Below are 26,176 nucleotides of genomic sequence, written 5' to 3'. Positions count from 1 at the left end.
GCCCGGACACCCGCACCCCCTCTCCCTGCTCACCTGAAGGAATGTCATGACCAGTGCCGCCATCGAGGTCGCCGGACTGCACAAGTCGTTCGGCACCACCCATGCTCTCGACGGGCTCGACCTCGTCGTGCCCGCCGGGCAGGTCGCCGGCTTCCTCGGCCCCAACGGGTCGGGCAAGTCGACGACCATCCGTGTCCTGCTCGGCCTCCTGCGGGCCGACGCCGGCACCGCCCGCCTGCTCGGCGGCGACCCCTGGGCCGACGCCGTCGCGCTGCACGCCCGGCTCGCCTACGTCCCGGGCGACGTCACCCTGTGGCCCACCCTCACCGGCGGCGAGGCCATCGACCTGCTCGTGCGCCTGTCGGGGAGGTCGGCCGACAAGGGCCGCAAGGAGCAGCTGCTCCAGCGGTTCGAGCTCGACCCGTCCAAGCGCGCCCGCACCTACTCCAAGGGCAACCGCCAGAAGGTCGCCCTCGTCGCGGCCCTGGCCACCCCGGGCGTCGAGCTGCTGGTGCTCGACGAGCCGACGTCCGGCCTCGACCCGCTGATGGAGGCGGTGTTCCAGCGCTGCGTCCGGGAGGCCAAGGCCGAGGGCGTGTCCGTGCTGCTGAGCAGCCACATCCTCGCGGAGGTCGAGGAGCTCTGCGACACCGTGACGATCATCCGGCAGGGCAAGACCGTGCAGTCCGGCACGCTCGCCGAGCTGCGACACCTGACGCGCGCCAAGGTGAGCACGGTCGTCGCGGGGGACACCACCGCTCTGGCGGCTCTGCCCGGCGTGCACGACCTGGCCGTGGTCGACGGGCACGTGGTGTTCCACACCGACAACGACGCGCTGCCGCAGGTCACCCGCGCGCTCGCCGACCTGGCTCCGTCGTCGCTGACCATCACCCCGCCGTCGCTCGAGGAGCTGTTCCTGCGCGAGTACGGCGACGAGCTGGCCGCGCTCGAGTCGGACGGGGTGACCTCGCGATGACCGCCGTCGCACTCGCGCCCGCCACCCCCACCGTCGCGCGCGGGGGCGGGCGGCTGACCCGAACCGGCGCTCTCCTGCGGCTCGCCCTGCGGCGCGACCGGGTCCGGATACCGGTCACCGTCGTCATCCTCGTCCTCATGGTCGCGTCGACCCTGGCGGCGATCCAGAGCGCCTACCCGACCGTCGTCGAGCGGCAGCAGCTGGCAGCCACCGTCGGCTCCAACACCGCCTTCCTCGCGCTGCTCGGTCCGGCGCTGCACCCGGAGTCCGTCGGCGCCATGGCCACCTGGCGCATCGGCGCGTTCCTGGCGCTGGTGGTCGGCATCATCGGGGCGCTCGCCACCGTGCGGCACACGCGTCGAGAGGAGGAAGCGGGCCGGCTCGAGCTGGTCGGCTCCTTGCGCGTCGGCCGGCTGGCACCCCTGACCGCGGGGCTGCTCGCCGCCCTCGTCATGGTCGGCGTCGCCTCGTTCGGGGTGGCGCTGCCGCTGGTGGGGCAGGGCGCGCTGGGTGCGTTGGCCTTCGCGTTCCAGAACCTCGTCTCCGGGCTCGCGGGCGTCGGGATCGCCGCCGTCACAGTGCAGCTGGCGTCGGTCGCCCGGACTGCGTCCAGCATCGCGGTCTCCGTCCTGGTGGGCACGTACGCGCTGCGGGCCGCGGCCGACGTGCAGGACTCGCTCTCGTGGCTGTCCTGGCTGAGCCCGATGGGGTGGGGCCAGAAGATCGACCCTTACGGCGACGACCGGCTCGGGCTGGTGCTGCTGGGCGTCGCGGTGCTCGTGCTCGGCGCGGGCGTCGGCTACCGGATCCAGGCCACCCGTGACCTGGGCGCCGGGCTCATCGCCGACCGTCCCGGGCCCGCCGACGCCCCCGGGCTCCGCTCGGTGCAGGCGCTGGCGTGGCGCCTGCAGGGCCAGACGCTGGTCACCTGGGTGGTGCCCGTGGCCGCGTACCTGCTGCTGGGCGGGTTCCTGCTGAGCTCGGTCGGTGACATCGCCGGGGACAGCCCGCAGGTCCAGCAGATCATCGAGCAGCTCGGCGGCGCCGGGGCCATGCAGGACGTCTTCGTCGTGACGATCATGGGGTTCATCGCGCTCGCCGCGGGGGCTTACGTCGTCGCGTCGCTCGCGCGGCTGCACGCCGAGGAGACCGCCGGGCGGACCGAGCTGATCCTCGGGCGCTCCGTGCGGCGCACGGCGTACCTGTTGGTGAACGTGCTGGTGGTGAGCGTCGGGACGGTCGTCCTGCTCGTCGTCGGAGCGCTCGCGATGGGTACCGGCAACGGCCTCGCAGCCGGTGACTGGGGCTACACGGGGCAGATCCTCGGGGCCGCCCTCGTCCAGCTGCCCGCGGTCCTGGTGGTCGTGGGCTTCATGACGGCGCTCTACGGCTGGGTGCCGCGGCTCGTCGCGCTGGGCTGGGCTCTGGTGCTCTGGTCGCTGGTGGTCGGTCAGCTGGGCGCGCTGCTCGACCTGCCGTCCTGGCTCCAGGACCTGTCGCCGTTCAGCCACACCCCCGCCTACCCGCTGGACGCGGTGGCGCCGGGCCCGCTCCTCGTCCTGGTGGCCATCGGTGTCGCGCTCGTCGTGGTCGGCGTCGTCGGCTTCCGCCGCCGGGACGTCGTCGCCTGAACGACGAAGCCCCCGCCGTCCGGGTGGACGACGGGGGCCTCGTGGTGCCTGAGGTCAGACGCGGTACATGGCCGTCATCGGGCAGTTGAACGGGTCGCGGTCCGGCTTACCGACCGTGTTCAGGTAGTTCACGATGATCGAGTACGAGCGGGGCAGCGACACCTGCACGTACGGGATGTTGTGCTCGCGGCAGTACGCCTGCACGATCGGCTTGGCCCGACGCAGCGACGGGCGGGGCATCGACGGGAACAGGTGGTGCTCGACCTGGTGGTTGAGCCCGCCCATCAACACGTCGACCCACTTGCCGCCGCCGATGTTCCGGCTGGTCAGCACCTGGCGGCGCAGGAAGTCGAGGCGCGAGTCCTTGGGGATCAGCGGCATGCCCTTGTGGTTCGGGGCGAACGAGGCGCCCATGTAGAACCCGAAGACGCCCATCTGCACGGCCAGGAACACCAGGGCGATCGGCCACGACATCGACAGGAACACGAGCGCGGTGCCACCGACGAGGCGGATGGTCATCATGACGATCTCCGCGGCCCGGTGCTCGAGCTTGTCGCGCGACGACAGGCGCTGGACGGCGGCTACGTGCAGGGCGACGCCCTCGAGGAAGAGCAGGGGGAAGAAGAACCAGCCCTGGTGGTTCAGGTACCAGACCCCCAGCTTCGACGTGCGCTTCGCGGCCTGCTCGGGCGTGAAGGCGAGGGCGTCGAGCTCGATGTCCCCGTCGTAGCCGATCTTGTTCGGGTTGGCGTGGTGGCGCGTGTGCTTGCGCTGCCACCAGCCGTAGCTCAAGCCGACGAACAGGTCGGCGAGCACGAGGGAGGCCCAGTTGTTCGCGTGCCCGTTGGCGAAGATCTGGCGGTGCGCGGCGTCGTGGCCGAGGAACGCGACCTGCGTGAGGATCACGGCGGCGGCGAAGGCGACGGCGATCTGCCACCAGGAGTCACCGACCAGGATGATCGTGGCGATCAGGCCCAGCACGGCCAGCACGGCGGCGGACAGCCGCACGGCGTAGTGCGCGGGGCGGCGCTTCATCAGGCCGGCGGCCTGGACCGTGCGGGTCAGCTCGGTGAAGTCGCTGACGGCTCTGTCGCGAGGCCTGGGCGGTGTGGGGGTAAGCGTCGAGGAGCTCATGGCGTCCGTCCTGTCGGTCGTGCGAAATTGATGCGCGGCGCGAGTGCGGTCGGAGATGAGCTGGATCGGGGGCGCCTCGGTGATGATGCGACGAGACCCCGGCCACATGAGGCCGGGGTCTCGTGCGAGTGAGCTATGAGCTCAGATCAGCTCAGAGAGGCGTGATGTTCGACGCCTGCGGGCCCTTGGGGCCCTGCGTGACCTCGAACTGGACCTTCTGGTTCTCCTCGAGCGTGCGGTAGCCGCTCGTGGTGATGGCGCTGTAGTGCGCGAAGACGTCGGGTCCGCCGTCCTCGGGGGCGATGAAGCCGAAGCCCTTCTCGGCGTTGAACCACTTCACGGTGCCAACAGGCATGATGTTCTCTTCTCTCACGTGCGGTATGGACAACTCCCGGGTGACCGGGACCGGTATTCACGGTGTTCGTCGTCCGTCTCCGAGGTGGTCCTCGAGAACGTCCTGCCAAGTTTCCTTGGCCGTCATGACAAGCGATTCACTGCGACTACAGGCTCAACCGTACGGCACTATGGCTCTGACCGGAACGTCGGAAGCGAATCGGTCTGCTCACACTCCCCGTCGCGGAGGGGTTGGGCCCCCTCTGCGAGCCCCGGGCACAGTTGCTAGGTTCGCCCCGACGACCAGGCGGGGAGACCGATGAACGAGCACGACGACCGCTGTCCGTGCGGGTCCGGCGACACGTACGGCGACTGCTGCGGCCAGTACCTCGGTGACGGGCGCCGAGCGCCCACCGCCGAGGCCCTCATGCGCTCGCGCTACACCGGCTTCGCCACCCGGGCCACCCACTACCTGCTGGCCACGTGGCACCCGAGCACGCGCCCCGACGAGCTCGAGCTCGACGTGAACATGGCGTGGCGCCGGCTCGACATCGTGCGTACCGACGCGGGCGGGCCGTGGGACGACACCGGCACCGTCGAGTTCGTCGCGCACTACCGGCTCGAGGACGGCACCGCGATCGGTCAGCGCGGCCGGCTGCACGAGACCAGCCGCTTCGTGCGCGAGGACGGCCGCTGGCTGTACGTCGACGGCGGCATCGACGCCTAGCCCGGCTCGCGGGTGAGCGGGGGGTGAAGCGCGGTCGTCGGGCCGCCGCGGTAGAGGGTGGCGGGGCGGCCGGGGCCGTCCACGACGGACCGGCCGGTCTCTGCGAGGAACCCGGCCGTGCTGGTGACCTTGCGGTGGAAGTTGCGCGGGTCCAGCGCGACGCCCCAGACGGCCTCGTACACGCGGCGCAGCTCCGAGACGGTGAACTCGGGGGCGCAGAACGCGGTGGCCAGCGACGTGTACTCGAGCTTGGCCCGGGCGCGCTCGACGCCGTCGGCCAGGATCGCGCGGTGGTCGAACGCGAGGTCGTCCTCGAGGGCGGCGGCGACGGGGACCCAGCCCGCCGCGGCGGCATCGCCCCCCGGGTGCGCGTCGGGCAGGTCGGGCGCCAGCGCCAGGTAGGCGATGGAGACCACGCGCATGCGCGGGTCGCGGCGCGGGCTGCCGTAGGACCCCAGCTGCTCGAGGTGCGCGCCGCCGCGCTGCACCCCGGTCTCCTCGGCGAGCTCGCGGGTCGCAGCGTCGACCAGGTCCTCGTCGGGCCGAACGAATCCGCCGGGCAGCGCGGGCCGGCCGAGGAACGGCTCCTCGCCGCGGGTGACCAGGAGCGCGTGCAGCTCGTCGTGCCGGACGGTGAGCACGACCAGGTCCACGGTCACGGCGAACGGCGGGAAGGTCGGCATGCGAGTGACGCTATATCGTCAAGTTGACGAGAACAAGGCTGGCTAGTTAAGGTCGATCTGACGATAAACCCTGGAGAGGACCTGAGATGGCCACCATCAAGCGCTACCCGTTCGCCCGCCACCTGCGCACCGCGCCCACGTCGCACGTGCTGCACCTGCACGCCGGGCGCCTCCGCCACGACGGTGCCGGGCTGGCCTTCTGGTTCCGGCCCCTGTCGGCGGTGATCAGCGAGATCCCGGTCGACGACCGCGAGCTCCCGCTGGTCGCGCACGCACGGACCGCCGACTTCCAGGACGTGGCGGTCCAGGTGACGGTGAGCTTCCGGTTCGAGGACCCGACGCTGGTGGCGGGCCGGCTCGACTTCGCCATCGACCCGGACACCGGGCGCTGGACCGGCAACCCCCTGGAGCAGGTGGCGCACCTGCTCAGCGAGCTGGCGACCGGGCAGGTCATGGACGCGCTGGCCGGGATGACCGTCCTGGAGGCGGTGACCTCGGGCGGCGGCGCGCTGCGCAGGCTGGTGACCGAGGGGCTGCTCGCCGACGAGCGGTTGGCCTCGACGGGGATCCAGGTGCTGGGCGCGCGCATCGGCTCGGTGCGTGCCGAGGCGGACATGGAGCGGTTCCTCCAGACGCCGGCGCGCGAGCAGGCGCAGGGCGAGGCCGACAAGTCGACGTTCGAGCGCCGGGCGCTCGCGGTGGAGCGCGAGCGGGCCATCGCGGAGAACGAGCTGGCCAACCGGATCGAGCTGGCGCTGCGCGAGCAGCAGCTGGTGTCGCAGGACGGCGCCAACGCCCGCACGCGTGCGAGCGAGGCGGCGGCCGCCGCGCTGATCGAGGCGAACGCCGCCGCGGAGCGTCAGGGCCTCCTGGCGGAGGCGAACGCGCACAGCACCCGTATCGTCGGCGAGGCCGAGGGTGCCGCCGAGGCTGCGCGGCTCGCCGCCTACGCCGGGGTGGATCGTGACGTGCTGGCGGCGCTGGCCATGCGCGAGCTGGCCGGCAACCTGCCGAGCATCGGGAACCTGACCGTGACGCCGGACCTGGTCACCGGTGCGCTGGCAGGCCTGGTCGGCAGCAAGGGGGCGTGACGTGGTCCTCGCCCCGCGCGTCGTCGTCGTGCACCGGCGTACCGAGCTCGACGGGCTGCTGGAACGGCACGGCACCCGTGGGCAGGCGGAGTTCTTCCTGCGCACGCGTGGCCGCACCCTCGCCGACGTACAGGGGCGGCACGATGCCCAGGACGCGGCGCTCGGCGAGGTCCGCGCGGCCGTCCCGGGCGAGTGGCGGCGCGGCGACGTCGAGCGGGGGGACCTGTACCGCTTCGGGTTCGAGCCCGGCGATGTCGTCGTGGTCGTCGGGCAGGACGGGCTCGTCGCCAACGTCGCCAAGTACGTCGGCACGCAGGTGGTCGTCGGGATCGACCCCGAGCCGGGGCGCAACGCCGGCGTGCTGGTGACGCACCGGCCGCGGGAGGCGTCGGACCTGCTGCGGGCCGTCGTCCGGGGGAACGCCGCGGTGCAGTCGCGGGCCATGGTGACCGCCACGCTGGACGACGGAGAGTCTCTCGATGCGCTGAACGAGGTCTTCGTCGGGCACCCGAGCCATCAGTCGGCGCGGTACCGGATCGGTGCGGCGGGCGTCGTCGAGTCGCAGTCGTCGTCGGGCCTGATCGCCGCGACCGGGACGGGCGCCACGGGGTGGGCGGCGTCGATCCACCGCGAGCGGCGCGCCGGGGTCGAGCTCCCCGGGGTCGCCGACCGTGCGCTCGCCTGGTTCGTGCGGGAGGCATGGCCGTCGCCGTCGACCGCGACCTCGTTGACCGCCGGACGGCTGGTGGACGGCGAGGCCCTGACGGTCGTGGTCGAGTCCGACGCGCTCGTCGTGTTCGGCGACGGGCTCGAGGCCGACAGGCTCACCGCGACCTGGGGGCAGACGATCACGCTGGCGCTCGCGGACCGGACGCTCCAGCTCCTCTGAGCGGCGGCGGATGTGGGCGGTCGGCGGGAAGATGCCGACATGCTCTTCGCCGACCTCGCGACGACCTCGTCCGCGCTGGCCACCACCCGGTCGCGCCTGGCCAAGCGCGCGCTGCTGGTGGATCTGCTGCGGCGCACCCCGGCGTCGGACGTCGGCATCGTGTCGCGGTACCTCGGCGGTCAGCTGCGACAGCGGCGGACCGGCCTGGGGTGGCGGTCGCTGGCCTCCCTGCCGGAGCCTGCCGAGACCCCGAGCCTGACGGTCGCGCAGGTCGATGCCGCGTTCGAGGCGATGTCGCTGCTGGTCGGACCCGGTTCCGGGACCGCCCGCAGCACGCAGGCGGCGGCGCTGTTCGGGGCCGCGACTCCCGACGAGCAGCGGCTCCTGCGCGGGCTGGTCACCGGCGAGCTCCGGCAGGGATCGCTCGACGCGCTGCTGCTCGACGCGGTCGCCGAGGCTGCCGGCGTGCCGCCGGACGTGGTGCGCCGCGCCGCGATGATGGCGGGGGACACCGAGCCGGTCGCGGTCGCCGCGCTCACGTCCCCGGAACCGGCGGCGGCGCTCGCGGCCTTCACGCTCGTCGTCGGGCGGCCCGTGCGGCCGATGCTCGCGCAGTCCGCCCCGGACGTCGACGGCGCCTGGGCGAGCCTGGGTCCGGGACCCGTGGTCGTGGACAGCAAGCTCGACGGCATCCGCATCCAGGTGCACCGGCAGGGTTCCGAGGTGCGGGTGTTCACGCGCAGCCTCGACGAGATCACCGACCGTGTGCCCGAGATCGTCGACGTGGTGCGGGCCATGCCGGCGACCGAGCTCGTGCTGGACGGCGAGGCGCTGGCCGTCGGTCCGGACGGGCGGCCGCGACCGTTCCAGGAGACGTCAGCCCGATCGGCGACCAAGGACGCCGAGGTGGCCGCCGCGGTCACCCTGACCCCGTTCTTCTTCGACTGCCTGCATGTCGACGGCGTCGACCTGCTCGACGCGCCGCTGCTGCGCCGGCTCGACGCGCTCGATGCCGTCGCCGGCTCCTCCGTCGTGGAACGCCTGGTCACCGGAGATGTCGACGCCGCCCGGGCGTACTTCACCGACACGGTCCGCGCGGGTCAGGAGGGTGTCGTCATCAAGGCGGCCGACGCCCCCTACGAGGCCGGCCGGCGCGGGGCCGCGTGGATCAAGGTCAAGCCGCGGAACACTCTTGACCTCGTCGTGCTCGCGGTCGAGTGGGGGTCCGGGCGCAGGCAGGGGCTGCTGTCGAACATCCACCTCGGCGCCCGCGACGGTGACGGCTTCGTGATGCTGGGCAAGACGTTCAAGGGCATGACCGACGAGATGCTGCGCTGGCAGACGGAACGGTTCACGGAACTCGCCGACGGTCCTACCGACGGGTACGTGGTGCACGTGCGCCCCGAGCAGGTCGTCGAGATCGCATTCGACGGGCTCCAGCGGTCGACCCGGTACCCCGGCGGCGTCGCCCTGCGCTTCGCCCGCGTCCTGCGCTACCGCGACGACAAGACTGCGGCCGAGGCGGACACGATCGAGATGGTGCGGTCGCTGGCGGGTTGAGCGGCCGGGCCGCTCACGAACCCGCGCGGAGCGTGGCGGCGACCAACCGTGACTGAGCGTCCAGTGCTTTGCGCATCTCGTGGCCTTTGTGAGCCGTCGCAGGCCCGAACTCGTACCGGGACGCAGTCGTGGTCAACCGGGTGACGACGAACTCTTCGCCCATGAAGCCCAGGACGAGTGCCACATCGACCCGCGCGTTCTCGGACTGGTAGCAGACGCTCAACTCTCGAGGTCTGCGTCCGCCCGCCGCCGGTCGTGTGATCGGCAGTGGGAGGAACCCCGCGTCAACCAGGTGCTCGAACCGGTCGCGCACCTCGGCCTCGAACGCCTCCTCCCGTGCATCCACGACGCCATCATGCCTGGACCCCCCTCCGGAGCGATCGTCGGCTTCCGTCATCGCGTTGCGTGTAAGACGTTCAAGGGGATGACCGACGAGATGCTGGCGTGGCAGACGGAGCGGTTCACGGAGCTCTCGACGGGCGACGATGGCTGGGTGGTGACCGTCCGGCCGGAGCAGGTGGTCGAGATCGCGTTCGACGGGCTCCAGCGCTCGTCGCGCTACCCCGGCGGCGTGGCGCTGCGGTTCGCCCGCGTCCTGCGCTACCGCGACGACAAGACGGCGGCGGAGGCGGACACGATCGACACCGTGCGCGCGCTGGCCTGAACGCCGTGCCTCACGCCAGGGCCGACTCGTATCGAATGATGACCCAGCGTTCGCCGGGGCGTAGTTGACGTACGTCATCCTTCGGCAGATGCTCCGCGACGTACGAGACCTGATGGGTCGGCCAGAAGTCGGCGAGGCACTCGGCCTCTGCTTCGGAGATCAGCTCAAGTGTTTCCTCGTCGGGCTCGCTGGCGAGAAGGAACCGCACGGTGAGCGTGGAGTCGTCCAGCAAGTACGCGACGCCGCGCATCTCAACAGTCAGCCGCTCCCACAACGACCTCGTGATCGAGAACAACGCGTCTGCGTGAGTCATGGGACGGACGCTAGCCGTCCTGGGACCAAGGTGGTTGGGCCTTCGAAGCCGGATCCACGACGGGCCTTCGTCACCGCCTTGCGCGCAAGACCTTCAAGGGCATGACCGACGAGATGCTGCGGTGGCAGACGGAGCGGTTCACCGAGCTGGCGACGACTCCGCTCGACGGCTGGGTGGTGCACCTGCGTCCGAAGCAGGTGGTCGAGATCGCGTTCGACGGGCTCCAGCGTTCGAGCCGGTACGCGGGTGGGCTCGCACTGCGCTTCGCTCGGGTGGTCCGGTACCGGGACGACACGTCGGCGGCCGAGGCGGACACGATCGACACGGTGCGGGCGTTGGTCGGCGGGGAACGCGAGTGACGGCCGGCGCTAGCGGCTGGCGACCGCCGGTCCCTGACGACGGGCCGGCTCACTCCGCGTTCGCGGCGAGCTGCGTCAGGGAGGCGAGCAGGGCGTCCAGGGTCGTCGGGTCCTCGACGAGGTCGAGCATCCCCGCCCACCAGGCACGCTGCACCTCCGCGGGCATGAGGTCGCCGGCGCCGAAGCGGGTGACGTCGGCCTGGGTGAGCTGGTCGGCGATGGAGAGAGCGACGGGGTCGGAGTAGGCGTCGGGCGGGACGTCCCTGTTCGCCGAGGTGTAGCCGCCCAGCTCCACCCAGGCCGCCTGCGCGTCGGCCCCGGCGAGGAACGTCAGGAACGAACGGCCGGCGGGTGTGTCGGTCATCAGCACGACGACGTCGCCGCCGACGGTGATCGCGTCGGCGTGCTCGGGATCGACGGCGGGGAACGGGAACCAGTCGTAGCCGTCGCCCGGCACCAGGTCCGGGTACGCCGAGGTGATGAACCCCTGCGCGAACGAGGCCATGGGGTACATCGGGGCGCTCGGCGGGTCGGTGTAGAGCGGGAGGATCCCGTCGGCGTCGCTCGTCGTGAGGATCCCGTCGGTGCCGCCCAGCACGTAGCCGGGCGTTCCGACGATCGCGACGAACCTGTCGAACGCGCCCCGGACGCAGTCGTCGGTCCACGGGATCTCGGCGGCGACCCACCGGTCGTAGACCTCCGGGCCGCAGGCGCCGAGCACCAGCTGCGCCACCCAGTCGGTCAGCGCCCAGCCGGAGCCGGGACCCTTCGGGGCGACGACGGAGAACGGGGTGCGACCGTCTGCGACCATCCGGTCGGCGAGCGCGGTGAGGTCGTCCCAGGTCGAGGGCACGGCGTAGCCGCCGGCCGCGAACGTCGGTGGCGAGTACCAGACCGTCGCCTTGCTCGACACCTTGGCGAACACCCCGAACAGCTCGCTGCCGTCGCTGCCGAGGTCGAGCCAGGCCGGGGAGTAGTCCTGGTCGAACCGGTCGGCGTCCAGCGGGACGAGGGCGCCCTCGTCGGCAAGGTCGTGCAGGAGGCCGGGGTTCGGCAGGACGGCGAGGTCGGGCGGGTTGTCGGCCTCCAGGCGCGTGGCCAGGTCGCGCGCGATGTCCCGCGAGCCCCGCCAGTCGACCACTGCGCCGGTGTCCTCCTCCCAGGCGGACGCGACGGTCGCGAAGGCGTCGTACTCGGGTCCGCTCCACAGCCCGACGACGTCGACGTGCTCGCCGGAGAGCTCGGGCTCCGGGGGAGTGCAGGCGGCCGTCGCGACCGCGGCGAGCAGACCGAGGGTCAGTGCGGTCCGGCGGCGACGGATCATCGTGGCTTCCTGGGATCAGTGAGGGAGCGCCTGCCGTCTCGCAATGTACTCAGCGCGCCGCGGACGTAGCGTGGAGCGCGACAGGTTCGTGCACTCGTCGACGTCGACGGCCGCACGGTCGCCGGGAACGGAACACACCATGCCGCGCACCTACATGGTCGGGTACTTCGTCGGAAGCCTCTCGTCCACGTCCATCAACCGGGTGCTGTCCAAGGCGCTCATCCGCCTCGCGCCCGACGACCTCGAGTTCGTCGAGCTGCCCATCGGCAACCTGCCCCTGTACAGCCCGGACTTCGACGCGGACTACCCGCCCGAGGCCGCGGCGCTCAAGGCGTCCATCGGCGCGGTGGACGCGGTCCTGTTCGTCTCGCCGGAGTACAACCGGTCGATCCCCGGTGCCCTGAAGAACGCCATCGACTGGGCGTCGCGACCGTGGGGCCAGAACTCGTTCGACCACATGCCTGCCGCGGTCATCGGGGCGTCGGTCGGGGCCATCGGAACCGCGGTAGGCCAGCAGAGCCTGCGCGCGGTGCTGAGCTTCTGCAACGCCCGCCAGATGACATCCCCGGAGGCCTACATCCACTACTCGCCGGACGTGTTCACCCCCGACGGCGCGGTCCACAGCGAGGCGACCGCCGACTTCCTGCGCGGGTTCATGTCCGAGTTCCACGACCACCTGGTGCGGGTCCTGACCGTGCTGCCGCGCGGGTGAACCTGTTCCGACGATCGACCCCGTGGAGCCTTGCGGACGCGGTCGAGCGGCATGCCGGGGTGCCCGAGGCGGCGTCCGCGTTGCAGGTGGGGGACGCCGTCAAGCTGGTGATCGTGCCGCGTGACGGGCTCCGGGAACGCGTCTGGGTCCGCGTGACCGCCGTCGGCGAGGAGGAGCTGGTGGGGAGCCTGCGCTCCGACCCGGCCGAGCTGCGCGGGCTGCGCGCGGGCGACGCGGTCACGTTCGAGCGTCGGCACGTTCTCGCGGTCGCCCGGCGCGAGCCGTCCGACAGCCCCGAGACGCCGTCGGAGCCTGATGCTACGGTCGGAAAATGACCCCGGAGGAGCTCGAGAACCTCGCGCACCTGCGCCGCGCCCGGGACCTGATCGACCGCGACTACGCCCAGCCTCTCGACGTCCCGACCATGGCCCAGAAGGCGCTGATGTCCCCCGCGCACTTCTCCCGGAAGTTCCGTGCGGCCTACGGCGAGACGCCGTACAGCTACCTGATGACCCGCCGGATCGAGCGCGCGATGGCGCTGCTGCGCGGGGGCATGAGCGTCACGGACGCGTGCATGGCGGTCGGCTGTACGTCGCTCGGCTCGTTCAGCTCGCGGTTCACCGAGATCGTCGGCGAGAGCCCCACGGCCTACCGGCGCCACGAGCACGCGGCGGTGAAGGCGATGCCCACCTGCGTGGTCAAGACGCACACGCGGCCGGCACGCGACGCATCGAGCAGGATTCGAGAAGCCTCGGCCGGGGCCGCGTCCTAACGTCGTCGTCATGACGATCTCACTCCAGTACACCAACGTCACCGTCAACGACGTCGACGAGGCCATCGCCTTCTACGGCGACGCACTCGGCCTCAAGGTCCAGAACGACGTGTCCTCCGGCGCGCACCGCTGGGTGACCCTCGGCACCGACGCCCAGCCCGGCCTCGGCATCGTCCTGTCCGACCCGCACGCCGGCCGCTCCCAGGCCGACGGGGACGTGATGCAAGAGCTGCTCACCAAGGGCGTCCTGCCGATGCTGGTCTTCAGCACGGACGACCTCGATGCCACGTTCGAGAACCTGCGCTCCTCCGGCGCCGAGGTCCTCCAGGAGCCGATCCAGCAGGACTGGGGCCCGCGCGACTGCGCGTTCCGGGACCCGTCCGGGAACATGGTCCGGATCAACCAGGCTCAGTGACGCCGGCACCGGGTTCGGCGAAGGTGCGGCGGCCGTACTCCATCCACGCGCCGAGGTAGGCCAGGCCGCAGACGGAGCCGACGACGGCTGTCACGGTGGCGGACGCACCGGCCGCGTTCGCCACCAGGGCGCCCAGGGTGCCCGCGACCAGCGAGTTCACCACGTTCACGAACATCGACGTGCTCCCGATGACGTGGCTGAGGGTGGAGCGGCGCAGGCCCATCGTGTACGTGCCCATCAGACCGGTCCGGCCGTCCTCCCACGACGTCACCAGGTAGTCGGCGACGCCCGGGTCGAGAGCCACGTACGCCGCGCGGATGCGGTTCATGCCGAGGATGAGGGCGCTGTCGTCGTGGCTCGCGTTCATCACGCGGACGGCCGTCAACGTGCCGAGGATCAGGGCGACCGACGCGAGCCCGATCGACAAGATCCGGAACGGGGTGCCGAACCCGGAGGTCTGCGCGACGAGCGCCAGCACGACCAGCGACGCCGACACGACGGTCAGGTGGATTGTGATCCGGCTCATCACCTCGGACCACAACGTGCTCCGAGTGCCCAGCAGGCTCCAGTGCTCGGTGGCCAGGATCTGGGCGCGCACGGCCGGCGACGGGATCACGGGTGGCTCGGACATCGTCGTCTCCCTCCGGCGCTGGGAGCCACGCTAGGGGGTTGACCACCGCGGCGGAACGGGTCGACGCTGGGCGGACGCAGGTCCCGTCGACGTGGCCGGGGAGGACACGATGACGTTCCTCATGCACCGACCCCGCAGGACGCGAGCGAGAGTGCTGGTCCTGGCGCTCCTGATCCTCGCCCTCCTGGCACCGGCCGGTCCGGCCCTGGCACACGACGGCGGCGGCCACCGGTACGGCACGACGGGGGCCGAGTTCTGGCAGTGGGCCCTCGCGCAGCCGGCCTCGACCAACCCGCTGACGGACACAACCGGAGAGTTCTGCGACGAGGGCCAGCGCGGCCGGACCTGGTTCCTCGCCGGCTCCCTCGTCGGCCCCGTCACGCGCGAGTGCACGATCCCGTACGGGAAGAAGGTTGTCTTTCCCGTGGTGAACCTCGGATCCTTCTCGTTCCCGGACGACCCGCCCGAGCAACGGACCGAGGAGTACCTGCGGGCCCAGGTCGCGGGGTTCAAGGACGCGGCCACGGGGCTGCGCGTGACGGTCGACGGCACCGCGCTGCGCCGCAGCGAGCTCCGCTACGAGGAGTCACGCCTCTTCTCGGTGCCGATGCCTGCCGACAACCTGTTCGCCGCGCTCGGCGTGCCGGGTCTGCCCGACGGACCGTTCCTCCTGGGTCCCTGCGTCGATGCCGGCTACTACGTGACGTTGCGGTCGCTGCGGCTGGGCGCGCACACCCTCCACATCGAAGGAGTCATCGAGGCGGCCGACCCGGTGCAGAACACGGTCGTCGACGTCACCTACGAGCTCACGGTGCAGCGGACGAGGGGCCCGGGGCAGCACGGCGGCTGACCCGGTGGGCTAGCGTCAGCGCGTGCACCCCGCCCGCTCGGCCCGGCCCGGTCGATGAGCACCGCCACCGTGATCGGCGGCGGACCCGCGGGGCTGATCGCCGCCGAGGTGCTGGCCCGCGCCGGTGTGACGGTCACGGTCTACGACCGGATGCCCTCGCCCGGCCGCAAGTTCCTGCTGGCGGGCCACGGCGGGCTGAACATCACGCACTCCGAGGATCGCGAGTCGTTCCTGGCGCGGTACGGCACCGCGGCCCAGCACCTCGCGCCGATGCTCGAGGTGTTCGGCCCCCAGGACGTGCGCGACTGGTGCGCCGGCCTCGGTGAACCCACGTTCGTCGGGTCGAGCGGGCGCGTGTTCCCGCGGTCATTCCGCGCCACTCCGCTGGTCCGCGCCTGGCTGGCACGCCTGGCAGACCTCGGCGTCCGGATCGAGCGACGGCACCGGTGGCTCGGCTGGACGGAGCACCCCGGCGGCCTGCGGTTCACGGGGGCCGACGGCGCGGAGGTCGAGGTGACGACCGACGCGGCGATCTTCGCGCTCGGCGGGGCATCCTGGCCGCGGCTGGGCTCCGACGGCGGCTGGCTGGGACCGTTCTCCGAGCGGGGGGTGGCGGTGACGCCGTTGCGGCCCGCGAACGTCGGGGTCCGGGTCGAGTGGACCGGCACGTTCGCGGACCGCTTCGAGGGGACGCCGCTGAAGCACGTGGCGCTCACCGTCCGCGGTCACACCGCACGCCCGGCGCGCGGCGACGCGATGGTGACCCGGACCGGGCTCGAGGGCGGCCCGGTCTACGCGATCGGCGCCGCGATCCGCGACGCCGTCGACACCGACGGGCGCTGCGTCCTCGAGGTCGACCTGCGCCCGGACCTGACGGTCGACCAGCTGGCTGAGCGCCTCGAGGATCGCCGCCGCCCGAAGGACTCCGGTTCGACCTGGCTGCGCCGCTCGATCGGGCTCGACCCGGTCGGGATCTCGCTGCTGCGCGAGTCGAGCGGGGGACCGCTGCCGACCGACGCCGCCACGACGGCCCCGCTGGTCAAGGCGGTGCCGGTGGTGGTCACCGCGCCGATGCCGATCGGCCGGGCGATCTCGACGGCGGGCGGGATCGCGTGGGACGAGGTCGACGAGTCGCTGATGCTGCGCCGTGTTCCGGGCACGTTCGTCGCGGGGGAGATGCTCGGCTGGGAGGCGCCCACCGGTGGGTACCTGCTCCAGGCGTCGTTCAGCACCGGCGTGGTCGCGGCGCAGGGCGCGATCGCGTGGCTCTCACGACCGACCGACTCTGAGACCGCCTAGGCCTTGCGAGCGCGCGGGCGCACCGGTCGGGTCGGGACCGCGCGGGCGAGGCCGACGAGCCGGAACACGGTGTACCCGGCGAGCCCGAGGCTGATGGCGGAGAACAGCACGACGAGGGTCGCGTCGGTCACGGGCCACGCGCTCCAGACGGTGAAGAACAGGTAGCCGAGCCCGAGCCAGAAGCACGAGCGGATCATCGCGAACGAGGGCGTCCAGCCGGCGAGGTAGGCCGTCCTCAGGACGTCGGTGAGTCGGCTGCTGCGGACCGGCAGGAGCGACAGGGCGGTGGTCGTCGCCGTCGGCTGCCCGACCGCCTCGTCGGTGGTCGACGTCGCCGACAGCGGTTCGCCGGCGTAGCTGGGACGCAGCGAGCGGGCCGCGTACACGAACGAGAGCGCCGCGAGCGGCCACGCCGTGAGCGGGAACATCACGACGACCCAGCCGAAGATCGCGGCGAGCACCGGCCCGAGCAGGACGACGACCGCGACGAGCTTGAGCGGGTTCTCCTGCAGGTGCACGATCCCCACGCTCTGCGACAGCGGCACGTCCGCGAGCCCGATCGGGTCACGGTCGGAGAGCGCGACGGGAAGCGCCGCGGCGAGCGCCAGGATGACGAGCCAGAGCGCCAGCCAGACCAGGCCGATGGCGAGGTAGCCGAAGGGTCGCAGGATCAGGCGCGCCGTCGGGAGGTTGTCGCCCGGCGCGAGTGTCCGGGCCGGCCCGCGCACGAAGGAGACGACCATCGCCCAGCCGACGCCGGCCACGATCGCGCAGACGCCGATGAGGATGCCGTACATCGCCCCGCCCGCCGGGGAGTCGTCGACCTCGTACGTGCGGAATGCCACACCGGTCGACCAGAGCACCACGAGCGCGACGAGCGCCGCCGTGAAGAGCACGCCGCAGAGAGCGAAGAGGATCACGTCGTTCCGGGCGCGCAGTCGCGCTCGGAACGATGTGCCCCCGAACGGCGCGGCGGACAGCAGGCCGGCACCTCCGAAGAGCACCGCGAGCACGCCGGCAGCCAGCACGACCACCGACTGCGCCGTCCAGGCGCCCGGCCCCGCGAGCACCCAGGCGTTGCGGTCGTCCCCGCCGAAGGTGCCGGGGAACGGCGAGCCGTGCCCGCCGAGCCAGACCAGGTAGAGCCCGCCGGCCACGAGGGAGCCACGCAGTGCGATCCCGCTCGTCGACAGGGGCTCGTCGGTCGAGGTCGGTGGCCCTGCCGGGGCGTTCGGGCGCTGCCGTGCTCGGTGATCGGTGGCCACGGAGACTCCTCGTGCGGGTGGTGGGTGCAGCGGATCGCGCGCAGCAGACACGCACCTCAAGGCGCAAGGGCAGCACACCGTAACCGACCGAGCCCGGCGCGGACGCACCCGACCGGCTCGGGTGGGCGTAGGTTCGCGCGGTCCCCGAACGAACCGATGGGCGCACGTCGCACCGCGGCGCGAGGCCCACTCGAGGGGTTCGGTCCTTGGAGGACTCCGTGATCCGTCGTGCCCGCCTTCTTCTCGCCCTGCTCGTCGGCCTCACGATGACCGGGGTGACGGCCTGCGCGTCGGTCGACGCCGGGTCGGAGGCCGCGGCGGAGTTCCGGCTGTGGATGGCCGACACCGAGCACGTGGACAGCCTGGACCTGAACTCCAACAACGACCTGCCCTGGAGCGGCACCCTGTGGGCGGGGGTCGTCGTCGAGCCCGACGCCACGGTGGCGCAGATCGCCGACGTCGCGCGCCGCGCCACCAGCTTCGAGTCCCGGGTGTCGGCGACGTTCACGATCGGGTACACCAGGGGCGACTTCGCCGCGCGGTTCGCCGTCTTCCCCGGGGCCACGGCGGCCAACGTCGCGATGATCCAGCTCGCCGACCACGTCGGCCGCAGCACCGCGGCGACCGAGTTCACCGCCGTCGAGGCGTCGGGCCGCGACGAGGCCGGGGTCACAGTGACCGGTCCGGACGACTTCCTCGTCGTGTTCGACGAGCTCCGGACCCTGCTCGCGGCGAAGGACCTGCGGGCGGGGAACCTGCTGACGGTGCGAGACGAGGCCGAGACGTTCTCCGTCGTCGCGGACCGCGCCACGGGTGCGACCGGTCCGCGCGCCGCGTACGAGGCGGTGCTCGCCGAGTACCCCGTCACGGCGGCCCGGCTCACCGACACCACCCTCGACGTCCGGGTCGGCGTCGACGAGACCCCGGCTGTCGAGGCGCTCGCCCGCCGGGCCGCCCCGACGGTGGCCACCACCGTGCAGTTCGGGAACGTCACCACGACCGGCTCGGGCGACCACACGGCCGCCGACTCCCTCCTGACCGAGCTGACCGCAGCGGGACCCGTGGTGAGCGCCGTGGTGTCCCCGGACTCGGCGCAGGTCACCGTCGCCGACCTGGCCACGCTGGCCGCGATGTACGCCGCCGTCGGCGAGGGACCGACGTACGGCGGTGTCGAGCTAACGATCCGGACGGCCGACGACCGGCTCGCGGTGTCCTCCTCCGGCGGGCGGCCGGCGGCGTTCCTGCCCGTCCTCGACGCACTCTCCGTACCGCCGTGGGGAACCCTCCTGACAACCGCGACCGTGGACGCGAACGGGCTGGACGCAGGACGACGGACCTCACGCTCGAGCAGGCTCACGACCTCGGCGCGGCACTGGCAGGCACGCCCGTCGGCGTCGAGGTCGAGGTGCGTCCCGGGACGGGGATCGGGTTCCGGCTGGTCACCTCCGCCGGGCTCGTGGTGGAGGACCTCGACACCTTCGGTGAACCGACGGGGACCGAAGGGGAGCTGCTCGTGGCATTCGTCGACGGCTGGAACGCGACGGCCTGACCAGGATTCCCGTTGTCGCCGCCACAGCGGGTGTGCGACAGTGCCGCAGATCGACGATCCCTGGGCAGGAGGTGAGACCCGTGAACGCAGTGTCCACAGTGGTGCTCCCCTGCCTTCCACGATCGCGCGGCTGACTCAGTCGCCACCGGGAGCGCCCGCCAGCAGCTCGCGAGAGGCGACTCCCATGAACACCGCACCTTCCTCACCCCTGAGCTCCCCGTCGACGACGGCCGCGCGCGAACGAGCGTTGGTCCTCGGCGGCGGTGGATCGACGGGCAACGCGTGGCTGATCGGCGTCATCGCCGGCCTGTTCGACGCCGGCCTGGACGTGACCAGCGCCGACCTGACCATCGGCACGTCGGCGGGCGCGACGGCCGCAGCCCAGCTGGCCGGCGCGAGCCCGACCGAGCTCCTCGCCGCCGTCCTTGCCGCCGTACCCCCGCCGCGGACCGGTCCCGTGGGTGCCCGGCCGGTCACCGATCATCTGGAGAGGTTCAGGCGGATCATCGCCGAGGCCGACGACCAGGCAGACCTGCGCCGAAGGATGGGCGCGGCGGCCCTCGCCACGGTCGCCGCGTCGGACGGCTCCTGGCCGCAGCGGTGGCGCGACATCGTCGCCGCGCGGTTGCCCACCCAGGACTGGCCCCGACGGGCGGTGCTCATCACGGCCGTCGATGCCCGGACGGGCGACCCGGTCGTCTTCGACCGCCACAGCGGGGTCGACCTGGTCGACGCCGTCGCCGCCAGCACGTCCGGCGGCGGCTCCGCCTTCAGCATCGGGGACGGCTGGTACATCGACGGCGGCTACCGGTCCAACGCCGAGAATGCCGACCTGGCGGCCGGGTACCACCGGGTGCTCGTGCTCTCGCCGCTCAGCGGTCGTTCGCTGTACCCGCCCGAGTGGGGCACGCAGCTGGCAGCGCAGGTCGACGAGCTCCGTGCGGGGGGCAGCAGGGTCGAGACAATCGTCCCGGACAGCGCCTCGGACCACCTGTTCGGCGCCAACGCGATGGACCCGTCGCTGCGTCCGGCGGCCGCCCAGGCCGGCCGTGATCAGGGCAGATCCCTGGTCGAGCGGCTCACCGAGTTCTGGCGCTGACGCCCGGCCATCATGACGAAGGGCCCGTGAGCTGCTGCTCACGGGCCCTTCGGTGTGCGGAGGATGGGGGATTCGAACCCCCGAGGGCTTTCACCCAACACGCTTTCCAAGCGTGCGCCATAGGCCACTAGGCGAATCCTCCTGGCCGCAGGTGGTCCTGGCACCGAACAGCCGGTGCCGTGGACCCCTGAGGACGCCGGACAAGACTACCCGACCGGCGCGCACCCCCGTGCACGTCAGCCGGCGGTGATCAGGACCTCGACAACGCCGCGGGCTCGCCCTCGACGGGCGCACCGTCGTCGCTCGTGTGGAAGACGCCGGAGAACGACACGGGCGAGCCCGATGACACCGTGAACGGCTCCCCGTGGTGGGACGCCGACACCGGACCGCCGGACAGGACCGTGTAGGTGACGAGCTCCGGCTCGATGTCCACCTGGAGCACGGAGCCGCGGATCCGGAGCGGGAACCGCAGCCGTCGTCCGCGGGTCGGGAGCATCGGCGCGAACCGCGTGCCGTGCCACCGGTAGCCGGCGAACCCCTGCACGAGCGCCATCCAGGTGCCCCCGGCGGAGGCGACGTGCACGCCGTCGCGCAGGTTGCCCGCCGTGTCGGCGATGTCGACGGCGACCGCGTCGACGAGGTACTCCTCGGCTGTCCGGTACTTGCCCACGTCGACGGCGGCGATCGCCTGGATGCACTCCGACAGCGACGAGTCGCCCGTGGTCAGCGGGTCGTAGTACTCGAAGATGCGGCGGCGCTCCTCGGCCGTGAACCGGTCGGGCAGCAGCACGGTGGCCAGCACCACGTCGGCCTGCTTGATGACCTGGTGCCGGTAGATGTGCAGCGGGTGGTAGTGCAGCAGCAGCGGGTAGTTGTCCTCGGGGGTGCCGGCGAAGTCCCAGAGCGGCAGCTCGAGGAAGTTCTCGTCCTGCAGGTGCACGCCCGCCCGTTCGTCGTACGGCACGTAGATCCGCTCGGCGGCGCGCCGCCACCGGCCCTCCTCGTCGTCGCGCAGGCCGACGCGCTCCACGAGCCGCTGCAGGTCCGCCGGCCACTCGGCCCGCAGCCGCGCCACCGCGTCGGCGGCCGCCCGCATGTTCTGCGCTGCCATCACGTTGGTGAACAGGTTGTTGTCGACGACGGTCGAGTACTCGTCGGGTCCCGTGACCTTGTGGATCACGAACTGACCGTCGAGCCGGTCGGAGAAGAACCCGAGGTCCACCCACATCCGGGCCGTCTCGACGAGCAGCTCGGCGCCGTGCTCGACGAGCAGCTCGGTGTCCCCCGTGACCTCGACGTACTGCTCCAGGGCATACGCGATGTCGGCGTTGATGTGGTACTGCGCGGTGCCCGCCGCGTAGTAGGCGGACGCCTCCTCGCCGTTGATGGTGCGCCACGGGAAGAGGGCGCCCGAGCACCCCACCGCGGCGGCCCGCCGTCGCGCGTCGGGCAGCATGCGCACGCGGTGCATGAGCAGGCTGCGCGCCACGTCGGGGGACGTGTGGATGAGGAACGGCAGCAGGTACGCCTCGGTGTCCCAGAAGTAGTGGCCTTCGTAGCCGGTGCCGGTGAGGCCCTTCGACGGCACACCGTGGCCCTCGCTGCGCCACGATGCCTGGAGCAGGGCGAACTGGCTGACGTGCAGCGCCTGCTGCGCGGCGCTCGCGCCCTCCCACACGACCTCGCTGCGCTCCCAGAAGTCGGCGACCTCGCGCTCGTGCTCCGCGACGACGGCCTTGCGGCCCGCCGCCCTCGCCTGGTGGATCGTGAGGCTCGCCCGATCCGCCAGCTCGGCGCAGCCCTCCGCGCCGTAGTGGTAGCCCAGCCACTTGGTCAGCCCGACGGGGACGCCGACCTGCGCGTCCACCTCGACGACGACGTTCGCGCGGGTGGCGTCCAGCGAGGTGCGGACGTGCGCGACGCCCGGCGCGTCGACCTCGTGGTCCATGGCTGACGCCACCGCCAGCCCGCTGCTCTGCGTCCGGTAGGTCCGGACGACGCGCATGCCGTCCACCTGCTCGACGTCCGGCTGCAGGCCGTCGTGGGCGAGCGCGCGGCTCTGGCGCGGGTCGAGTGCGACGTCGTCGGTCGACGCGTGGGCCACGGGCGTCACCAGCTCGGACGCGATGAGGAGCCGCCCTGGCGCATCGAGGGCCGTGACCTCGTAGCGGAGGCACGCGAGGTGCCGGCGGGCGAGCGACACGAGCCGTTCGGTGTGCACCCGGAACCGCCGACCGTCGCGCAGGCGGAACACGACCGTGCGGGTGAGCACCCCTCGGCGCATGTCCAGGACGCGCTCGAAGCTGTCGACCTCGGTGGTCTCGCAGGTCACCGGGTCCTCGTCGACGAGCAGCCGGATCGTGGTCCCGTCCGGCACCGGCTGGATCGTCTGGCCCGTCGTCGCGAACCCGAACGCGGTCTCCGGGTACACGATCGGCCACGTCTCGTGGAACCCGTTGAGCAGCGTGCCGGGGGTGAACGAGGGGGTGCCCTCCTCGAAGGACCCGCGGATGCCGAGGAACCCGTTGGACAGGGCGAACAGGGTCTCGGTCTGCTCGACGAACCCCGGGTTGTACGACCGCTCGACCAGCTGCCACGGGTCGGCGGGGTAGTCGGAGGAGGCCGCGACGATGCGCCGCGCCGCCGCCATCAGCCGGTGGCGGCGCGGGCCGGAGCGGTGCAGCGCGTCGTCGGGCGCGGCGAGCAGCTCGCCGAGGTCGTCCACCACCACGTCGGCGCCGTTGGCCAAGAGCTCGGCGGTGTGGTTGTCGCGGTTGACGCCGATGACGAGGCCGAACCGTCCTGCATGGCCCGCCGCGACGCCCGCGACGGCGTCCTCGACGACGACGGCGCGCTCCGGGGTCACGCCGACGCGGCGTGCTCCCTCGAGGAACCCGTCCGGTGCCGGCTTGCCGCGCAGCCCCAGCTCGAGGATCGTCTCGCCGTCGACCCGGGCGTCGAACAGGTTCGCGATCCCCGCCGCCTCGAGGGCCGCCGCGCAGTTGCGGCTGCTCGACACCACCGCGGTCCGCAGGCCGGCCTCCCGCAGCTCGCGCACCCAGGCGACCGAGCCGGGGAACGCCTCGACGCCGTTCCGGGCGATCTCGTCCTCGACGAGGATCTGCTTGCGGTTGCCCAGCCCCCACTCGGACTGCTCCTCGGCCGGCGCGTCGGGCGTGCCGGGTGGGAGCGTGATGCCGCGGGAGGCCAGGAAGTCGCGGACGCCGATCTCGCGCGGCTTGCCGTCGACCGCGGAGGCGTAGTCGGACAGCTCGTCGAACGCCGGCAGGTGCGTCCCGTGGGTCGCGTCCCACTCGGCGAGGAACTCGTCGAACATGCGCTTCCACGCCGCCGCGTGGACCGTGCGGGTGGTGGTCAGGACGCCGTCGAGGTCGAAGAGGACCGCGTCGAAGTCGCGCAGCGAGACGGGCGAGGTCATGACGATCCTCCGCGGCCGACGCCCGCCGCCGCCCGGCTGGCCATTCAGTCGGGTCGGGGCGCCGTACGACTTCGATCGTCGGGACTCCAGCGCGGCGCGTCAACCTCCAGAGCGCGTCAGAGGCTGAACCGGGCCACCTGGCGGATCTTGTTCGTCGCGTCGAGCGCCGCGACCTTGTACGCCTCGGACAGGGTCGGGTAGTTCAGCACGGTGTCGACGAGGTAGTCGACGGTCCCGCCGCACGCCATGATCGCCTGGCCGATGTGCACGAGGTCCGTGGCGGAGGTCCCGAAGATGTGGACGCCCAGCAGCTCGCGCGTCTCGGTGTGCACCAGGAGCTTGAGCATCCCGTAGGAGTCGCCGACGATCTGCCCGCGGGCCAGCTCCCGGTAGCGCGCGACGCCGACCTCGTACGGGACGGCCTGCGTCGTGAGCTCCTCCTCGGTGCGACCGCAGTACGAGATCTCGGGGATCGTGTAGATGCCGATGGGTTGCACGGACTGGAGCTCGCGGGCGGGCTCGTCGAACGCGTGGTACGCCGCGAGGCGCCCCTGGTCCATGCTCGTCGCCGCGAGCGCCGGGAACCCGATGACGTCGCCGACGGCGAAGATGTGCGGGACCTCGGTGCGGTACTGGTCGTCGACGGAGATGCGCCCACGGGAGTCGGCGGACAGGCCGGCGGCCGACAGGGTGAGCGAGTCCGTCTGGCCCTGGCGGCCCGCGGAGTACATGACGGCGTCGGCGGCGATCCGCTTGCCGGACGCCAGCCGCGTCACCGTGCCGTGCGTGTTGCTGTCCACGCCCGACACCTCCTCGCCGAACCGGAACGACACCGACAGGTCCCGCAGGTGGAACTTGAGCGATTCGGCCACCTCGGGGTCGCACATCTCGAGCATCGCGGGTCGCTTGTCGATGACGGTGACGCGGGTGCCCAGGGCGGCGAACATCGACGCGTACTCGATGCCGATGATCCCGGCCCCGACCACCACCATCGAGTTGGGCACCTTCTCGAGCGCGAGCACGCCGTCGGAGTCGAGGACGGTGCGCCCGTCGAACTGCACGGTGTCCGGTCGGTGCGGACGCGACCCGGTGGCGATGACGACGAACCGCGCGGTGACCTGCGTGCGGCGGATCCCGTCGTCGTCGAGCACCCCGAGCGTGTGGGCGTCCACGAAGGAGCCTGTGCCGCTGAGGATGTCGATGTGGTTGCGCAGCAGCTGGGCCCGGATGACCTCGTGCTCCCGGCCGATCACGTGCTGGGTGCGCGCGAACAGGTCCTCCATCGTGATGTCGGACTTCACGCGGTAGCTGGCGCCGTACACCTCGCGCTGCGCCATGCCCGTCAGGTACATGACGGCCTCACGCAGGGTCTTGCTCGGGATGGTGCCCGTGTTGGCGGAGACCCCGCCCATCATGTTCCGGCGCTCGATGATGGCGACCTGGTGCCCGAGCTTGGCGGCCGCGATCGCGGCCTTCTGCCCGCCAGGTCCGGTGCCGATCACGACGAGGTCGTAGTCGTACCGAGTCTCGCCGGCCTCGCTGGGAACCTCGTCAGTCGCCATATGGGCAGTCTGCCCACAAAGGTGCGGTCGCGTGAGTCGGCGGGGTTACGTCTCCACGACGATCACGTCGACGCCCGCGGCCACGATCCGGGCGAGCTCGTCGGCGTCGGCGGTCGCGTCGGTGACGAGGACGTGGACCTGCGCGAGGTCGGCCATCTTCGCCAGGGTCACGCGCCCGACCTTGGACCCGTCCGCGACCACGATCACCCGCTGGGCGTGGCACACCATCGCGTTGTTGGTCCGGGCCTCGGTCTCGTCGTGGGTGGTCGCGCCGCCCGCGGCGCTGATGCCGTCGGTGCCCAGGATCGCGGTGCCGACGTTGATCGCGTTGAAGGTGTTCTCGGCCAGCACGCCGACGGCCTCGAACGACGTCGACCGCACCACGCCGCCGGTCATGATCACCTTGAGGTTGGGCCGCGACGCGATCTCCATCGCGGTGGTCAGGGCGTTGGTGACGATGGCCAGGTCCGGGCGGTTGGCCAGCACCTTCGCCACCTCGGCGGTGGTCGTGCCGCCGCTGATGGCGACGCTGTACGGGCCGGTCGGGATGAGCTCCGCCGCTCGCCGGGCGATCCGCTGCTTGGCCAGCCGGAACTGCGAGTCGCGCAGCCGCACGGGAACCTCGGTCCGCGCGGCGGCGAAGGCACGGGCACCGCCGTGGGTGCGCACCAGGAGGCCCTGCTCCTCGAGGTCGGCCAGGTCGCGTCGCACGGTGGCCGACGAGACCGCGAGCGTGCGCGTCAGCTCCGCGAGCGTGACCGTGTCACCGGACTCGAGCAGTCCGAGCACCGCCAGCATGCGGTCCGAGCGCTTGCGCGACGTCGCCCGGGGGACGTCCTCGGCCACCGACATCTCCACTCCGCTCACTCAGAATGATCACTTCGACTGATCGAACACAG

Annotated in this window: 24 protein-coding genes, 1 tRNA gene and 2 pseudogenes; 15 read left to right on the top strand and 12 right to left on the bottom strand. The window is 72.0% G+C overall.

All coding sequences use genetic code 11. The annotated features are described in order from the left end of the window. The first annotated feature begins 46 nt into the window (after nt 1-46). Together ACO06A_RS06460 and ACO06A_RS06455 are read left to right on the top strand one after the other, a co-directional pair. Nucleotides 47-976 carry an ATP-binding cassette domain-containing protein gene (locus ACO06A_RS06460; protein ID WP_421735209.1) on the top strand — a complete coding sequence of 310 codons (930 nt, stop codon included), beginning with the start codon at nt 47-49 and terminating at the stop codon, nt 974-976. Continuing rightward, entirely contained in the window at nt 973-2,607 is a 1,635-nt protein-coding gene (locus ACO06A_RS06455) for an ABC transporter permease (RefSeq protein WP_421735208.1), read from the top strand. Before ACO06A_RS06460 ends, ACO06A_RS06455 begins: the two co-directional genes overlap by 4 nt. A gap of 54 nt (nt 2,608-2,661) precedes the next feature. Here the strand turns inward: ACO06A_RS06455 and ACO06A_RS06450 are convergent, their stop codons facing one another. Together ACO06A_RS06450 and ACO06A_RS06445 are read right to left on the bottom strand one after the other, a co-directional pair. Continuing rightward, nucleotides 2,662-3,741, bottom strand: coding sequence for a fatty acid desaturase family protein (locus tag ACO06A_RS06450; RefSeq protein ID WP_421735207.1), 1,080 nt, complete (start codon nt 3,739-3,741; stop codon nt 2,662-2,664). A 151-nt stretch (nt 3,742-3,892) separates the two neighbouring features. Further along, a complete protein-coding gene (locus ACO06A_RS06445) occupies nt 3,893-4,096 on the bottom strand; it encodes a cold-shock protein (protein WP_028049733.1) in 204 nt (67 codons plus the stop codon). Nucleotides 4,097-4,393: 297 nt separating this feature from the next. Between ACO06A_RS06445 and ACO06A_RS06440 the strand changes: the two genes are divergently transcribed. After that, entirely contained in the window at nt 4,394-4,801 is a 408-nt protein-coding gene (locus tag ACO06A_RS06440; RefSeq protein ID WP_421735206.1) for a YchJ family protein, read from the top strand. Here the strand turns inward: ACO06A_RS06440 and ACO06A_RS06435 are convergent. Beyond that, entirely contained in the window at nt 4,798-5,484 is a 687-nt protein-coding gene (locus tag ACO06A_RS06435; RefSeq protein WP_421735205.1) for an NUDIX hydrolase, read from the bottom strand. The two genes, ACO06A_RS06440 and ACO06A_RS06435, sit on opposite strands and share 4 nt — an antisense overlap. An 86-nt stretch (nt 5,485-5,570) precedes the next feature. Between ACO06A_RS06435 and ACO06A_RS06430 the strand changes: the two genes are divergently transcribed. The 3 genes from ACO06A_RS06430 to ACO06A_RS06420 are packed head-to-tail and all read left to right on the top strand — an operon-like array spanning nt 5,571 to nt 9,024. Then, entirely contained in the window at nt 5,571-6,575 is a 1,005-nt protein-coding gene (locus ACO06A_RS06430) for an SPFH domain-containing protein (RefSeq protein WP_421735204.1), read from the top strand. Nucleotide 6,576: 1 nt separating this feature from the next. Next, nucleotides 6,577-7,464 carry a hypothetical protein gene (locus tag ACO06A_RS06425; protein WP_421735203.1) on the top strand — a complete coding sequence of 296 codons (888 nt, stop codon included), beginning with the start codon at nt 6,577-6,579 and terminating at the stop codon, nt 7,462-7,464. 39 nt (nt 7,465-7,503) lie between these two features. Continuing rightward, nucleotides 7,504-9,024, top strand: coding sequence for an ATP-dependent DNA ligase (locus ACO06A_RS06420; protein WP_421735202.1), 1,521 nt, complete (start codon nt 7,504-7,506; stop codon nt 9,022-9,024). 13 nt (nt 9,025-9,037) lie between these two features. Here ACO06A_RS06420 and ACO06A_RS06415 read toward each other — a convergent pair whose 3' ends face one another. After that, on the bottom strand, nt 9,038-9,370 hold the full coding sequence (locus ACO06A_RS06415; RefSeq protein WP_421735201.1) for a hypothetical protein: 333 nt from the start codon (nt 9,368-9,370) through the stop codon (nt 9,038-9,040). A 63-nt stretch (nt 9,371-9,433) separates the two neighbouring features. Here ACO06A_RS06415 and ACO06A_RS06410 point away from each other — a divergent pair. After that, a pseudogene (locus tag ACO06A_RS06410) lies at nt 9,434-9,688 on the top strand (ATP-dependent DNA ligase); the annotation flags it as partial. Nucleotides 9,689-9,698: 10 nt separating this feature from the next. Here the strand turns inward: ACO06A_RS06410 and ACO06A_RS06405 are convergent. Next, nucleotides 9,699-10,001, bottom strand: a complete 303-nt coding sequence (locus ACO06A_RS06405) for a hypothetical protein (protein WP_421735200.1) — start codon at nt 9,999-10,001, stop codon at nt 9,699-9,701. An 86-nt stretch (nt 10,002-10,087) separates the two neighbouring features. On the opposite strand from ACO06A_RS06405, the pseudogene ACO06A_RS06400 reads away from it, so the two are divergent. Then, a pseudogene (locus tag ACO06A_RS06400) lies at nt 10,088-10,360 on the top strand (ATP-dependent DNA ligase); the annotation flags it as partial. A 49-nt stretch (nt 10,361-10,409) separates the two neighbouring features. On the opposite strand, the gene ACO06A_RS06395 reads toward ACO06A_RS06400, so the two are convergent. Beyond that, on the bottom strand, nt 10,410-11,684 hold the full coding sequence (locus tag ACO06A_RS06395; protein WP_421735199.1) for an ABC transporter substrate-binding protein: 1,275 nt from the start codon (nt 11,682-11,684) through the stop codon (nt 10,410-10,412). A gap of 139 nt (nt 11,685-11,823) precedes the next feature. On the opposite strand from ACO06A_RS06395, the gene ACO06A_RS06390 reads away from it, so the two are divergent. From ACO06A_RS06390 to ACO06A_RS06375, 4 genes are read left to right on the top strand one after another with little or no spacing between them, the layout of a single operon-like run. Beyond that, complete coding sequence (locus tag ACO06A_RS06390; RefSeq protein WP_421735198.1) at nt 11,824-12,396, top strand: NADPH-dependent FMN reductase; 573 nt, start codon at nt 11,824-11,826, stop codon at nt 12,394-12,396. After that, complete coding sequence (locus ACO06A_RS06385; RefSeq protein ID WP_421735197.1) at nt 12,393-12,731, top strand: hypothetical protein; 339 nt, start codon at nt 12,393-12,395, stop codon at nt 12,729-12,731. Before ACO06A_RS06390 ends, ACO06A_RS06385 begins: the two co-directional genes overlap by 4 nt. Continuing rightward, nucleotides 12,728-13,168: a helix-turn-helix transcriptional regulator gene (locus ACO06A_RS06380; RefSeq protein WP_421735196.1), complete on the top strand. Its 441-nt coding sequence runs from the start codon at nt 12,728-12,730 to the stop codon at nt 13,166-13,168. Before ACO06A_RS06385 ends, ACO06A_RS06380 begins: the two co-directional genes overlap by 4 nt. Before the next feature lie 10 nt (nt 13,169-13,178). Beyond that, nucleotides 13,179-13,583 (top strand): VOC family protein, encoded by a 405-nt coding sequence (locus ACO06A_RS06375; RefSeq protein WP_421735195.1) that lies wholly within the window; start codon nt 13,179-13,181, stop codon nt 13,581-13,583. Here the strand turns inward: ACO06A_RS06375 and ACO06A_RS06370 are convergent. Then, complete coding sequence (locus ACO06A_RS06370) at nt 13,567-14,214, bottom strand: hypothetical protein (protein ID WP_421735194.1); 648 nt, start codon at nt 14,212-14,214, stop codon at nt 13,567-13,569. The genes ACO06A_RS06375 and ACO06A_RS06370 overlap by 17 nt on opposite strands. 109 nt (nt 14,215-14,323) lie before the next feature. On the opposite strand from ACO06A_RS06370, the gene ACO06A_RS06365 reads away from it, so the two are divergent. Together ACO06A_RS06365 and ACO06A_RS06360 are read left to right on the top strand one after the other, a co-directional pair. Further along, complete coding sequence (locus ACO06A_RS06365; protein ID WP_421735193.1) at nt 14,324-15,064, top strand: hypothetical protein; 741 nt, start codon at nt 14,324-14,326, stop codon at nt 15,062-15,064. A gap of 54 nt (nt 15,065-15,118) precedes the next feature. Continuing rightward, nucleotides 15,119-16,363, top strand: a complete 1,245-nt coding sequence (locus ACO06A_RS06360; protein ID WP_421735192.1) for an NAD(P)/FAD-dependent oxidoreductase — start codon at nt 15,119-15,121, stop codon at nt 16,361-16,363. Here ACO06A_RS06360 and ACO06A_RS06355 read toward each other — a convergent pair. Next, nucleotides 16,360-17,628: a hypothetical protein gene (locus ACO06A_RS06355; protein ID WP_421735191.1), complete on the bottom strand. Its 1,269-nt coding sequence runs from the start codon at nt 17,626-17,628 to the stop codon at nt 16,360-16,362. The two genes, ACO06A_RS06360 and ACO06A_RS06355, sit on opposite strands and share 4 nt — an antisense overlap. Before the next feature lie 1,733 nt (nt 17,629-19,361). Here ACO06A_RS06355 and ACO06A_RS06350 point away from each other — a divergent pair. Then, nucleotides 19,362-20,276 carry a patatin-like phospholipase family protein gene (locus ACO06A_RS06350; RefSeq protein WP_421736024.1) on the top strand — a complete coding sequence of 305 codons (915 nt, stop codon included), beginning with the start codon at nt 19,362-19,364 and terminating at the stop codon, nt 20,274-20,276. A gap of 57 nt (nt 20,277-20,333) precedes the next feature. Here the strand turns inward: ACO06A_RS06350 and ACO06A_RS06345 are convergent. The 4 genes from ACO06A_RS06345 to ACO06A_RS06330 all read right to left on the bottom strand — a co-directional run bounded on the left by ACO06A_RS06345 (nt 20,334) and on the right by ACO06A_RS06330 (nt 26,129). After that, a tRNA-Ser gene (locus ACO06A_RS06345) sits at nt 20,334-20,418 on the bottom strand. A gap of 108 nt (nt 20,419-20,526) precedes the next feature. Continuing rightward, a complete protein-coding gene (locus ACO06A_RS06340) occupies nt 20,527-23,715 on the bottom strand; it encodes a beta-phosphoglucomutase family hydrolase (RefSeq protein WP_421735190.1) in 3,189 nt (1,062 codons plus the stop codon). Between the two features lie 116 nt (nt 23,716-23,831). Further along, complete coding sequence (gene sthA / locus ACO06A_RS06335) at nt 23,832-25,277, bottom strand: Si-specific NAD(P)(+) transhydrogenase (RefSeq protein ID WP_421735189.1); 1,446 nt, start codon at nt 25,275-25,277, stop codon at nt 23,832-23,834. A gap of 45 nt (nt 25,278-25,322) precedes the next feature. Continuing rightward, nucleotides 25,323-26,129, bottom strand: coding sequence for a DeoR/GlpR family DNA-binding transcription regulator (locus ACO06A_RS06330; protein ID WP_421735188.1), 807 nt, complete (start codon nt 26,127-26,129; stop codon nt 25,323-25,325). Between the last annotated feature and the right edge of the window lie 47 nt (nt 26,130-26,176).

This window comes from Cellulomonas sp. (assembly GCF_965229465.1).
Lineage (GTDB): Bacteria > Actinomycetota > Actinomycetes > Actinomycetales > Cellulomonadaceae > Cellulomonas.
Note: the sequence above shows the minus strand (reverse complement) of the source record. Positions and strands in the feature narration are given on the sequence as shown.